Here is a 12,974-nt window from a genome sequence, read left to right on the forward strand (position 1 = left end):
TGTCCTTCCGTACACGGCCATGCCGTGGCCGCGCGCCCCATCTGGGATACGGCGCGCGGCCACGGCGGTGACGGTCTTCGTCAGAGCTGCGAGCCGACGAGCTTGACGAGGTCGACGAGGCGGTTGGAGTAGCCCCACTCGTTGTCGTACCAGCCGACGACCTTGACCTGGTCGCCGATGACCTTGGTCAGCCCGGAGTCGAAGATGCAGGACGCCGGGTCGGTGACGATGTCGCTGGAGACGATCGGGTCGGCCGTGTAGGTGAGGTAGCCCTTGAGCGCGCCCTCGGCGGCGGCCTTGTACGCCTCGTTGACCTCCTCGACCGTGACCTCGCGGGACACGTTGACGGTGAGGTCGGTGGCGGAACCCGTCGGCACCGGGACGCGCAGCGCGTAGCCGTCCAGCTTGCCCTTCAGCTCGGGCAGCACGAGGCCGATCGCCTTGGCGGCGCCGGTGGAGGTCGGCACGACGTTCAGCGCGGCGGCGCGGGCGCGGCGCAGGTCCTTGTGCGGCGCGTCCTGCAGGTTCTGGTCCTGCGTGTAGGCGTGCACCGTCGTCATCAGGCCCTTCTCGATGACGAAGTTGTCGTGGAGCACCTTCGCCAGCGGGGCCAGGCAGTTGGTGGTGCAGGACGCGTTGGAGATCACCGTGTGCTTGGCCGGGTCGTACTGGTCGTCGTTGACGCCCAGGACGAGGGTGACGTCCTCGTTCTTGGCCGGCGCGGAGATGATGACCTTCTTGGCGCCGTTGTCGGCGTGCACCTTGGCCTTGGTGGCGTCGGTGAAGAAACCGGTGGACTCCACGACGACGTCGGCGCCGACCTCGCCCCACTTCAGGTTGGCGGGGTCGCGCTCGGCGAACGCCTTGATGGCCTTGCCGCCCACGACGATCTCGTCGGCGGTGGCGTGCACGTCCTCGGGGAAACGGCCCAGGATGCTGTCGTACTTGAGCAGCTGGGCGAGCGTGGCGTTGTCGGTCAGGTCGTTGACCGCCACGACCTCGATGTCGGCTCCGCTCGCCTTGACAGCGCGGTAGAAGTTGCGGCCGATCCGGCCGAACCCGTTGATGCCTACTCGGATGGTCACGGAACGACTCTCCCTCACGTCGTATCGCCCGGAGTGGACCCGGACTGTTAACCATGGTGGATCCGGGGTTTCCCCCACTCTCGACCCTATCCAATGACACCCGGGTAGCCCGACACCGGCCGTGCGGGAATCCGGGAGTGAGACCGCCGTCCCCCGGCGGGGGATTCCGGGGTGCGTTCGGCGCCCGGCGATGTCACCGACCGTTCACTCTACTGTCACTCAGGGTGATGACCGTCGTGAGGTGAACGGTCACTCTCCGTCATATGAGAGTTCGAGCAGGGGATGGACGCCATGCCGGATGGGTCCTGCTGCTGATGCTGGCGGCGTGCAGCGGTCCCGCGCACCCCGGGGAGCCATCGAAGACCGGGGTGGTGGCCGCCGCCGCGACGCCCCGGACGCCGCAGGGGACCTGCCTCGGCTACAACGGGCTGGACGGCCTGAACCCGGCCGCGCAGGTCCGCGCGGGCCGGTTCAGAACACCCGACGGCGCACCGGTGCGGGTCGCACGCGGCACCGACGTCGACTGGAACCTGAACCCCTACCACGACCGGAGCTGGCAGCTGTGGTTCCACTCCCTCGAATGGCTCGGCGGCTCCGTCAGGGAGTACGAGCGGACCGGGGACCGCGCGGCGCTCGCCACGGCGACGGGGATCGCGCAGGACTGGCTGGCCGACAACCGGGGCCCCGGCCGTTTCGGAAGGGGCCGGCAGGACGCCATCGCCGAGAGCGTCAAGTTCCGCCTGATCACGCTGGTATGCCTGCGCCGGCACCTGGCCGCGCCCTGGCTGGACGAGGCGATCGCCCGGCACGCGGAATGGCTGGCCCGCCCCGAGAACTACGCGGGCCCGTGGAACCACGGCACCGACGAGTCGATGACGCTCATGTCGGCGGGCTGCGCGACCGGCCGCACCGACCTCGCCGACCTCGGCCGGCGGCGGCTCCTGGACGCGGTGTTCCACCCGCCGGGCGGAGCCCCGCCCGCGATCGACGCGCAGGGCGCGAGCACCGAGCAGTCCACCGGCTACAGCGTCTACAACCGGTCCCGGTGGGGGCTGGTGATGAAGGTCATGCGCAACTGCCGCCGGCCGGTCCCCGCCGAACTCGTCCGCAGGCACCGGCTGATGGACGAGTTCATCGCGTTCCAGGTCACCCCGGGCGGGGACCTGCTCCAGATCGGCGAATCGCATGCGGCGAAGGCGTCCGCCATCGGCCGCCTCGGCAGCGGACCGCTCAGGTACGCGGCCACGCTGGGCAGGGAGGGGACGCCGCCCGGGGAGCGGGTGAAGATCTACGACGCCGGCTATGTGATGGGCCGGTCCGGCTGGGGCACGCGCGACCGTCCCTACACGCAGGAGATGGCGTACACGGCCCGGTTCGGGCCCGGCCGGTACGTGCACGGCCAGAGCGACCACATGGCGCTCACCTTCTACGCCCTCGGCCGCAGCCTCCTCGTGCCGAGCGGGCACATCGGCTACAACGATCCCGCGTGGCGGGCGTGGCTGCAGTCCCCCGAGGCGCACAACACCCTCGTCGTCCGGGACGCGCCCTTCCGGGCGGGCGCCGCCACGGCGTTGACCGGCCACCGGTTCCGGCGCGGCGCCGACACCTTCCGCTTCTCCGACACCGCCTTCACCGGAACGAGGCGGACCCGGTCGGTGCTGGCCGCGGCCGGCCCCGACGCGCTCGTCGTGCTGGACGAGGCGCGGTCCCGCCGAACGCGCACCGTGGACCAGCTCTGGCATCTGCCGGCGGACTTCTCCGCCGCGGCGGACGGGGCCGGCGCCGTGGCCACCGCCGGCGACGTCCGCGTCCGCTTCCTGCGGATCCCGCTGCCCGGCACGGCGTCCGAACCGGCCCGGGTCGTCCGCGGGAGCCGCACCCCGCGGCAGGGCTGGATCGCCCCGTCCCACCGCACCAGGGTCGCCGCGCCGGTCGTGTCCCTGCCGGCGCGGGGCCGGCGGACCCGGATCCTGACACTGATCGCTCCCGTCCGGGACGCCGCCCCGCCGCAGCCGCTGATCACGATCCGGCGGGACGGCGGGGTCCGCGTCGACACCGCGTTCGCCGGCCGCCGGCTCGTGGTGGAGGCCGCCGCCGACGGTACGCTCCGCCGCCTCGGCTGAGCGCGCGGCGGGTCACTGCGCGAGCATGTCCGCGGTCAGGTTGGCTTCGGTGCCGGGGATGCCCTGGTCGCTCGCGCGTTTGTCGGCCATGGCGAGCAGGCGGCGGATACGGCCGGCGATGGCGTCCTTGGTGAGCGGCGGGTCGGCGAGCTGGCCGAGTTCCTCCAGGGACGCCTGCTTGTGCTCCAGGCGGAGACGGCCGGCCTTGACGAGGTGCTCGGGGGCCTCGTCACCGAGGATCTCCAGGGCACGGGCGACGCGGGCGCCGGCGGCGACGGCGGCACGGGCGGAGCGGCGCAGGTTGGCGTCGTCGAAGTTGGCGAGCCGGTTGGCGGTCGCGCGGACCTCGCGGCGCATCCGGCGCTCCTCCCAGGCGAGGACGCTGTCATGGGCGCCGAGCCGGGTGAGCAGGGCGCTGATGGCGTCGCCGTCGCGGACGACGACGCGGTCGATGCCGCGCACCTCCCGGGCCTTGGCGTGGATCTTGAGGCGGCGGGCGGCGCCGACGAGGGCGAGCGCCGCCTCCGGGCCCGGGCAGGTCACCTCCAGCGACATGGAGCGCCCCGGTTCGGTGAGGGAGCCGTGCGCGAGGAACGCGCCGCGCCAGGCCGACTCGGCGTCGCAGGCCGCGCCCGCGACGACGTGCCGGGGCAGGCCGCGGACGGGCCGGCCGTTGTTGTCGATGAGACCGGTCTGCCGGGCGAGGGACTCGCCGTCCCGGAAGACCCGGACGACGTAGCGGTTGCCCTTGCGCAGGCCGCTCGGCGCGAGCACGACGACCTCGGAGGTGTGCCCGAACACCTCCGCGATGTCCTTGATCAGGCGCCGCGCCGCCACGCCGGTGTCGATCTCGGCCTCGATCACGATGCGTCCGCTGACCAGGTGCAGGCCGCCCGCGAAACGCAGCAGCGTCGAGACCTCGGCCTTGCGGCAGCACGGCTTCATGACCGTGAGCCTGCTCAGCTCGTCCTTGACCACCCCGGTCATCGCCATCTGGTGAACCCTCCCCCTATCGGACTTCCAGCAGTGTGGCCGATCCCGGCCCCGCGGGTCGTCACTCGGTGAATATCTGTACGAAGGCTTGGGCCAGCCGGGCGGGTTCATGGCGCGGCGAGCCGTCATCGGCGGCGACGTCGGCGAGGACGAGCCGTCCGCCGAGGGCCTGGACGGCCTTGTCGAGCGCCGCCGGATCGTCCACCACGCCGCGGTCGGCGAGGACCACGTCGACGCGCAGATCCGGGGCGTGCGCCTGCAGGACCTCCAGGTGGGTCTGCGGCGAGAAGTCGTCGGTCTCGCCGGGCTGCGGCGCCAGGTTCAGCGCGACGATGCGGCGGGCGCGGCAGGTGGTGAGGGCGCGGGCCAGCGCGGGCACCTTCAGGTGCGGCAGGACGCTGGTGAACCAGGAGCCGGGGCCGAACACGACCCAGTCGGCGGCCTCGACGGCGGCGAGCGTCTCCGGGCACGCCGGCGGGTCGGCCGGCACGAGCGACACCCCGAGCACGCTGCCGGGCGTCTTCGCGCACGCCACCTGCCCTTTGACATGCGTGATCCGGTCGGGACGGGACGGGTCGGCGCCGCGCACCTCGGCGACGATGTCCATCGGGACGGCCGCCATCGGCAGCACCCGGCCGTGCGCGCCGAGCAGCCGGCCGACCCAGTCGAGACCCGCGACGGTGGCGCCGGCCGGGCCCGCACCGCCGAGCAGCTCCCACAGCGCGACGATCAGCAGATTGCCGACGGCGTGGTCCTTCAGGTCGCCCTCGCTGCGGAACCGGTGCTGGACGACGTCCCGCCAGGTCTGCCCCCATTCGTCGTCGCCGCAGAGGGCGGCGAGCGCCATCCGCAGGTCGCCGGGCGGCAGCACGCCGAGCTCGCGGCGGAGCCGCCCGCTGGAGCCGCCGTCGTCGGCGACGGTGACGACGGCGGTCAGCCGGTCGGTGACGCGGCGCAGCGCCGACAGCGAGGCGTACAGGCCGTGGCCCCCGCCGAGCGCGACGACCTTCGGACCGGCCTTCGGGCCAGGGGGCTTCACCGTGCCGTTTCTCTCCTCGTCCGGGGTCCGCGCCGGACCCCGGCACGGGCTGTCACTCGCGGCCGAGGTCACGGTGGGCGACCTGCACCTCGATGCCCTCGTCCCGCAGCCGGGCGGCGATCTGCTCCGCCATGGCAACACTACGGTGTTTTCCGCCGGTGCATCCCACGGCGAGCGTCACGTAGTGCTTGCCCTCGCGCTCGTAGCCGTCGGCGAGGAGGCGCAGGACCTCGGCGTAGGCGTCCAGGAACTCCTTCGCGCCGCGCTGCCCGAGGACGTAGTCGCGGACGGCGGTGTCGCGGCCCGTCTTCGGCCGCAGCTCCGGCACCCAGTGCGGGTTCGGCAGGAACCGGCAGTCGACGACGAGGTCGGCGTCCACCGGCAGGCCGTACTTGTAGCCGAACGACACGACGGTCGCGCGCAGGCTGGACTCCCCGGTGTCGTTGCCGAAGAAGCCGATGATCTTGTTGCGCAGCTCGTGCACGTTGAGGCCGCTGGTGTCGATCACCAGGTCGGCCTCGGCGCGGACCTCACGGACGAGTTCGCGTTCGCGGGCGATGCCGTCCACGAGGCGTCCGTCGCCCTGCAGCGGGTGCGGGCGCCGGACGCTTTCGAACCGGCGCACCAGGTCGGCGTCGCTCGCCTCCAGGAACACCACCCGCGGGTGAACGCCGCGCGCCTCCAGCTCGGCGATCGAGGAGTGCAGGTCCTCGGTGAACGCGCGGCTGCGGACGTCCACGACGACGGCGATGCGGGGCACCGCGTTCTTCACCCGGCCGCCGAGGTCGGCCATCGTGGCGAGCAGCCCGGGCGGCAGGTTGTCGACCACGAACCAGTCGAGGTCCTCCAGGGACTTGGCCGCGGTGCTGCGGCCCGCCCCCGACATACCGGTGACGATCACGATGTCCGGGATCTTGGTCTCGCTGGTCATGCCCGTCTCCCCCTGTGCTCCCCGTCGCCCGCGCCGTCGCCCGCCGGAGCGGCCGCGCCGTGCAGTGCCGCGACGATCCCCTCGGCGCTGCGCCTGCCTATCCCCGGGACCTCGGCGACCTGCTCGGGCGTCGCGTCCTTCAGCCGTTTCAGCGAGCCGAAGTGTTTCAGCAGCGCCGCGCGCCGCGCCGGGCCCAGACCCGGAACGTTATCGAGTTCGCTGACCGTCATGGACTTGGACCGCCGCTGCCGGTGGAAGGTGATGGCGAAACGATGCGCCTCGTCGCGTACCCGCTGGACGAGGAACATGCCCTCGCTGTTGCGCGGCAGGATGACCGGGTCGTCCTCGCCGGGGAGCCACAGCTCCTCCAGCCGCTTGGCGATGCCGCAGACCGCGATGTCGTCCACGCCCAGCTCGTCGAGGGCGCGCTGGGCGGCGGCGACCTGCGGCGGGCCGCCGTCGACGAGCACCAGGTTGGGCGGGTAGGCGAACTTGCGCGGTTTGCCGGTCTCCGGGTCGATCGGCTGATGCGCGCCCTCCTCCCCTCCGGCGTCCCCCGCGGCCGCCCCGGCTGCGACCGCCTCGGCGGGGTCGCCGAGGTGGCCGAGCTCCCCCGTCTTCTCGCTCTCGGCGAGGTAGCGGCGGAACCTCCGGGTGATCACCTCGTGGATGGAGCGGACGTCGTCCTGCCCCTCGACCGCCTTGATCGTGAACCTGCGGTACTCGCTCTTGCGGGCCAGCCCGTCCTCGAACACGACCATGGACGCGACCACGTTCGTCCCCTGCAGGTTGGAGACGTCGTAGCACTCGATGCGCAGCGGCGCCTCGTCCAGCTCCAGGGCGTCCTGGATCTCCTGGAGCGCCCGGCTCCGGGTGGTCAGGTCGGACGCGCGGCGCGTCTTGTGCTGCTTGAGCGCCTCCTGGGCGTTGCGCGCGACCGTGTCCAGCAGGGCCTTCTTGTCGCCGCGCTGCGGGACGCGCAGCCGGACGGGCCCGCCGCGCCGCTCCGCCAGCAGCTCGGTCATCGCGTGCTCCTCGGGCGGCAGCGCGGGGACCAGGACCTCGCGCGGCACCGCCTCGCTCTCGCCGTAGATCTGGGTGAGGAAGTGCTCGACCAGGTCGGCCGTCGTGACGTCCTCGACCTTGTCGACGACCCAGCCGCGCTGCCCGCGGATGCGGCCGCCCCGCACGTAGAACACCTGGACGGCCGCCTCCAGTTCGTCCTCGGCGAAGGCGACCATGTCGCAGTCGGTGGTGTCGGCGAGGACGACCGCCTGCTTCTCCAGCGCGCGTTCCAGGGCGCGGATGTCGTCGCGGAGCCGGGCGGCGCGCTCGTACTCCTGGGCCGCGGCGGCCTCGCGCATGTCGCGTTCGAGACGCTTGATGAACCGGCCGGTCTCCCCTGCCATGAAATCGCAGAAGTCCTCGGCGAGCAGGCGGTGCCCGGCCGGGGAGACGCGGCCGACACAGGGCGCCGAGCACTTGCCGATGTAGCCGAGCAGGCAGGGGCGGCCGAGCTGGTGCTGCCGCTTGAACACGCCGGCGCTGCACGTCCGGACGGGGAACACGCGCAGCAGCTGGTCGACCGTCTCCCGGATCGCCCACGCGTGGGAGTACGGCCCGAAGTAGCGGACGCCCTTCTTCTTGGCGCCCCGCATCACCATCACCCTCGGGAACTCCTCGTTCAGGGTGACGGCGAGATACGGATACGACTTGTCGTCGCGGTAGCGGACGTTGAACCGGGGGTCGAACTCCTTGATCCAGGAGTACTCCAGCTGGAGGGCTTCGACCTCGGTGCCGACGACCGTCCAGTCGACGCGGGCGGCGGTCTGCACCATCGTCTGCGTGCGCGGATGCAGGGCGGAGAAGTCGGCGAAGTAGGAGTTCAGCCGCGAGCGCAGGTTCTTCGCCTTGCCCACGTAGATGACCCGGCCGTGTTCGTCGCGGAAGCGGTACACCCCGGGGGACTCCGGGATCGAGCCCGGTGCGGGTCGGTAGGTCGCCGGATCTGCCACGTTCAGAAGCCTAACGGGCGGTACCGACACGCCGGGCGCCCGCGCGCCCCGTCTCCCGCCGCGATCTTCCCGCGGGGTGACGGAGATCTCCCTTTTCCGGCCGGATGACTGCAAAGCGATCGGAAAGGGAGGGTCGGACAGAGGTATACCGAGGCAGCCGGAGGAGGTCGTTGCGCACATGTCCGCGCTCTGGGCATGGATCGTCCTGGCGTCCGTCGTCGCCACGTCCGTGATCGTCGTGGAGGCCGGCCGGCGCCTGCTCGCCGGCCGGCTGTCGCACCGCTGGCCGGGGGCCGGGCGGGCCGCCCGCCGCTGCGCCGCACCCGCGTTCGTGTTCGCGGCGGTGGTCAGCGCCAGCACCGCCATGCCGTACCAGCTGCTGCACGGCCAGCCGGACGGCGTCGTCCGGCACGCGCTGCGGATCGCGGCCATCGGCGCCACCACCTGGCTGGTGCTGCGGATCGGCTACGCGCTGAGCGACCCGCCGCTGGCCCGGCTGATGCGCATCGAGGGCGAGCGCAACCGGCGGGCCAGGCGCGCCCGCACCCAGATGCTGCTGCTGCGCCGGATCGCGGCCGTGCTGATCGTGGTCCTGGCGGTGGGCGCCGCGCTGTTCACCTTCCCGGGCGTGCGGGCGGTCGGCGCCGGGGTGCTGGCGTCGGCGGGCGTCGCCGGGCTGGTCGTCGGCATCGCGGCCCGTCCCACGCTCGGCAACCTGCTCGCCGGGCTGCAACTGGCGTTCAGCGACGCCCTGCGGCTGGACGACATCGTCGTCACGCAGGACTACTGGGGACGGGTCGAGGAGCTGACGCTGTCGTACGTGGTGCTGCGGCTCTGGGACGACCGGCGGATGATCTTCCCGGTGTCGCACTTCACCGAGCAGCCGTTCGAGAACTGGACCCGGCACTCGAGCCGGCTGCTCGGCTCGGTGGAACTGCACGTCGACTGGACGGTGCCGATCGAGGAACTGCGCGCCGAACTGCACTCGGCGCTGCGGGACAACCCGCTGTGGGACCGCCGCGAGTGGATCCTGCAGGTGGTGGAGATCCTGCCGAACGGGCTGGTCAAGCTGCGTGCGCTGATGAGCGCCGCCGACTCGGCGAGCACCTGGGATCTGCGCTGCGACGTGCGCGAGCACCTCGTCTCCTACATCCGCGACCACCATCCCGAGGCGCTCCCCCGGTTCCGGGTCGGCCCCGAGCCGGACGCCGGCGGCACGTCCCCTTCCGCGGCGGACACGGCCCCGGCCACGGATCTCGGGACGCAGACGAAGGGCGGCGCCTCGTCCGGCGTGAACGCCCCGGAGACCGGCGGCGCGGCGGGGCCGGCGCCGCTCAGGCGGGCATGACCCGGCCGCCCCGGCCTTCCGCGCCGATCAGGTGACGACGATGCCGCCGTTCTTCACCTGCACCGGGTACTCCAGCAGCGGCTTGGTCGCCGGCCCCTTCGTCACCGCCCCGTCCGCGATCTTGAACTCGCTGCCGTGGCACGGGCACCTGATCAGCCCGTTCGCGACACTGCCCACCGTGCAGCCCTGGTGCGGGCACACCGCCGTGAACGCCTTGAAGGCGCCCTGGGCCGGCTGCGTCACGACCACCTTCTCGGTCCCGTAGATCTTGCCGCCGCCGACGGGGACGTCCGCGGCCTTCGCGATCTCCTTGCCCCTCAGGTCCTCGACGGACTTCACCCCGCTCCCGCTCCCGCCGCACCCGGCGATCACGGTGGCACCGACGGCCCCGGCCGCACCGCACAGCACCGCACGCCGCCCGACGATCCCCCCGTCCCCGGCCGCCCGGGGCATCACGTTCTCTTCCATGGGTCCATCTTGGTGGACGCCCCCGCGTCCCCCGCACCGCCCCCTCACGGTGCTTCCTCCCGGACCGGACGCCGGCCGCCGCGCACGGGCGGGCGGGCGCGGGGAGCGAACGGAGCGCGGACGCCCGCTAGCCCAGCATCTTCTTGAGGAAGTGGCCGGTGTGGCTGGCCTCGACCTTGGCGACGTCCTCGGGGGTACCGGTGGCGACGACGGTGCCGCCCCGGGAGCCGCCCTCGGGGCCCATGTCGATGATCCAGTCGGCGGTCTTGACGACGTCCAGGTTGTGCTCGATGACGATGACCGTGTTGCCCTTGTCGACCAGGCCGTTGAGGACGCCGAGGAGCTTGCGGATGTCCTCGAAGTGGAGGCCGGTGGTCGGCTCGTCCAGGACGTAGATGGTGCGGCCGGTGGAACGCTTCTGCAGTTCGGACGCCAGCTTGACGCGCTGGGCCTCGCCGCCGGACAGGGTCGGGGCGGGCTGGCCGAGGCGGACGTAGCCGAGGCCGACGTCGTTGAGCGTCTTCAGGTGCCGGTGGATCGCCGTGATCGGCTCGAAGAACTCGGTGGCCTGCTCGATCGGCATGTCGAGCACCTCGGAGATCGTCTTGCCCTTGTAGTGGACCTCCAGGGTCTCCCGGTTGTAGCGGGCGCCGTGGCAGACCTCGCACGGGACGTAGACGTCCGGCAGGAAGTTCATCTCGATCTTGATGGTGCCGTCGCCGGAGCAGTTCTCGCAGCGGCCGCCCTTGACGTTGAAGGAGAACCTGCCCGGCTGGTAGCCGCGCACCTTCGCCTCGGTGGTCTGCGCGAACAGCTTGCGGATGTGGTCGAAGACGCCGGTGTAGGTCGCCGGGTTGGAGCGCGGGGTGCGGCCGATGGGCGACTGGTCGACGTGGACGACCTTGTCGAGCTGGTCGACGCCGTTGACGCGCCGGTGCTTGCCGGGGACGGTCTTCGCCCCGTTCAGCTTCTTGGCGAGGGAGTTGTAGAGGATGTCGTTGACCAGCGTCGACTTGCCCGAGCCGGACACACCGGTCACGGCGGTGAGGACGCCGAGCGGGAAGGTCACGTCCACGCCGCGGAGGTTGTTCTGCTGGGCGCCCTTGACGGTGACCTCGCGGCCCCTGGTACGGGGACGGCGGATCTGCGGGACGGCGATCTCGCGGCGTCCGTCCAGGTAGGCGCCGGTCAGCGAACGGTCCGACTTCTTCAGGTCCGCGACGGTGCCGGACACGACGATCTCGCCGCCGTGCTCGCCCGCGCGGGGGCCGATGTCGACGATCCAGTCGGCGGCGGCGATGGTGTCCTCGTCGTGCTCGACGACGATCAGCGTGTTGCCCATGTCGCGGAGCCGGAGCAGCGTCTCCAGCAGCCGGTGGTTGTCGCGCTGGTGCAGGCCGATCGACGGCTCGTCCAGCACGTAGAGGACGCCGACCAGGCCGGAGCCGATCTGCGTCGCCAGCCGGATGCGCTGCGCCTCCCCGCCGGCGAGCGTGGCGGACGCCCGGTCGAGGGTGAGGTAGTCGAGGCCGACGTCCAGCAGGAAGCCGAGGCGCGCGTTGATCTCCTTGAGGACGCGCTCGGCGATGTGCGTCTCGCGGTCGTTCAGCTCCAGCGCCAGCAGGAACTTCGCGGCCTCGCCGATCGGCAGCGCGGCGACCTCGGCGATCGACTTCCCGCCCATGGTGACGGCCAGCACGACCGGCTTGAGCCGGGCGCCCTCGCACGTCGGGCAGGGGATCTCCCGCATGTAGCCCTCGAACCGCTCCCGGCTGGAGTCGCTCTCGGACTCGGCGTGCCGCCGCTGGATGTAGGGGATCACGCCCTCGTAGGCCGTGTAGTAGGACCTCGTCCGGCCGTAGCGGTTCTTGTAGCGGACGTGGACCTGGGTCTCGTGCCCGTCCAGGACGGCCTTGCGCGCCTTGGCGGGCAGCTTGTGCCACGGGGTGTTCAGGTCGAATCCCATGGCGTCGCCCAGGGCGGACAGCAGGCGCAGGAAGTAGTCGCTCACGTGCCCGTTCGACCACGGCTGGATCGCGCCCTCGCCGAGGGTCAGCTCCGGGTCGGGGACGACGAGTTCCGGGTCGACCTCCATGCGCGTCCCGAGGCCCGTGCAGTCGGGACAGGCGCCGTAGGGCGAGTTGAACGAGAACGAGCGCGGCTCCAGCTCCTCGAACGACAGGTCGTCGTAGGGGCAATAGAGGTGCTCGGAGTACATCCGGGTGCGGTGCTCGTCGTCTTCGGGCAGGTCGACGAAGTCGAGGACGATCGTGCCGCCCGCGAGGCCCAGTGCCGTCTCCACCGAGTCGGCGAGCCGCTGGCGCGCCGAGTCCTTCACCGAGAGCCGGTCGACCACGACGGAGATGTCGTGCTTCTCCTGCTTCTTCAGCTTGGGCGGCTCGTCCAGGCGGATCATCTGCCCGTCCACCAGGGCCCGCGAGTAGCCCTTGGCCTGCAGCTCGCGGAACAGCTCCAGGTACTCGCCCTTGCGTCCGCGGATCACCGGCGCCAGCACCTGGAACCGGGTGCCGGGCTCCAGCTCCAGCACCCGGTCGACGATCTGCTGCGGCGCCTGCCTGCTGATCGGGCGGCCGCACTCGGGGCAGTGCGGGCGCCCGATCCGCGCGTACAGAAGACGCAGGTAGTCGTAGACCTCGGTGATCGTCCCGACCGTGGAGCGCGGGTTCTTGCTGGTCGACTTCTGGTCGATCGACACCGCCGGGGACAGCCCCTCGATGAAGTCGACGTCGGGCTTGTCCATCTGCCCGAGGAACTGCCGGGCGTACGCCGACAGCGACTCCACGTACCGGCGCTGGCCCTCCGCGAAGATCGTGTCGAACGCCAGGCTGGACTTGCCGGAACCCGACAGGCCGGTGAACACGATCATGGAGTCCCGGGGGAGGTCGAGCGAGACGTCCTTCAGGTTGTGCTCGCGTGCTCCACGCACGATGAGTCGGTCATGCACGGCGTTC

The 12,974-nt window shown here is 71.9% G+C and carries 9 protein-coding genes; 2 read left to right on the top strand and 7 right to left on the bottom strand.

What is annotated here, in order from left to right; all coding sequences use genetic code 11:
- Positions 1 to 80: 80 nt before the first annotated feature.
- Positions 81 to 1,085: a type I glyceraldehyde-3-phosphate dehydrogenase gene (gene gap, locus AF1_RS11455; protein WP_067796376.1), complete on the bottom strand. Its 1,005-nt coding sequence runs from the start codon at positions 1,083 to 1,085 to the stop codon at positions 81 to 83.
- A gap of 263 nt (positions 1,086 to 1,348) precedes the next feature.
- Between gap and AF1_RS11460 the strand changes: the two genes are divergently transcribed.
- Complete coding sequence (locus tag AF1_RS11460) at positions 1,349 to 3,208, top strand: heparinase II/III domain-containing protein (RefSeq protein ID WP_084262784.1); 1,860 nt, start codon at positions 1,349 to 1,351, stop codon at positions 3,206 to 3,208.
- A 12-nt stretch (positions 3,209 to 3,220) separates the two neighbouring features.
- On the opposite strand, the gene whiA is transcribed toward AF1_RS11460, so the two are convergent.
- The 4 genes from whiA to uvrC form a co-directional block, all read right to left on the bottom strand.
- Entirely contained in the window at positions 3,221 to 4,201 is a 981-nt protein-coding gene (whiA, locus tag AF1_RS11465) for a DNA-binding protein WhiA (RefSeq protein WP_067796383.1), read from the bottom strand.
- 61 nt (positions 4,202 to 4,262) lie between these two features.
- Positions 4,263 to 5,240: a gluconeogenesis factor YvcK family protein gene (locus tag AF1_RS11470; RefSeq protein ID WP_067796388.1), complete on the bottom strand. Its 978-nt coding sequence runs from the start codon at positions 5,238 to 5,240 to the stop codon at positions 4,263 to 4,265.
- Positions 5,241 to 5,292: 52 nt separating this feature from the next.
- Entirely contained in the window at positions 5,293 to 6,171 is an 879-nt protein-coding gene (gene rapZ / locus AF1_RS11475; protein WP_067796391.1) for an RNase adapter RapZ, read from the bottom strand.
- The gene (uvrC, locus tag AF1_RS11480) at positions 6,168 to 8,186 is read right to left on the bottom strand and encodes an excinuclease ABC subunit UvrC (protein WP_067796394.1); all 2,019 of its coding nucleotides are present in this window, start codon (positions 8,184 to 8,186) and stop codon (positions 6,168 to 6,170) included. Before uvrC ends, rapZ begins: the two co-directional genes overlap by 4 nt.
- 178 nt (positions 8,187 to 8,364) lie before the next feature.
- Here uvrC and AF1_RS11485 point away from each other — a divergent pair, with 178 nt between their 5' ends.
- Positions 8,365 to 9,534, top strand: a complete 1,170-nt coding sequence (locus tag AF1_RS11485; protein WP_067796398.1) for a mechanosensitive ion channel family protein — start codon at positions 8,365 to 8,367, stop codon at positions 9,532 to 9,534.
- Positions 9,535 to 9,561: 27 nt separating this feature from the next.
- On the opposite strand, the gene AF1_RS11490 is transcribed toward AF1_RS11485, so the two are convergent.
- On the bottom strand, positions 9,562 to 10,002 hold the full coding sequence (locus AF1_RS11490; protein WP_242608648.1) for a Rieske (2Fe-2S) protein: 441 nt from the start codon (positions 10,000 to 10,002) through the stop codon (positions 9,562 to 9,564).
- A 127-nt stretch (positions 10,003 to 10,129) separates the two neighbouring features.
- Positions 10,130 to 12,967, bottom strand: a complete 2,838-nt coding sequence (uvrA, locus tag AF1_RS11495; RefSeq protein ID WP_067796401.1) for an excinuclease ABC subunit UvrA — start codon at positions 12,965 to 12,967, stop codon at positions 10,130 to 10,132.
- Positions 12,968 to 12,974: the final 7 nt, after the last annotated feature.

This window comes from Actinomadura formosensis NBRC 14204, from assembly GCF_001552155.1.
In the GTDB taxonomy this organism is placed as follows: Bacteria; Actinomycetota; Actinomycetes; order Streptosporangiales; family Streptosporangiaceae; genus Spirillospora; species Spirillospora formosensis.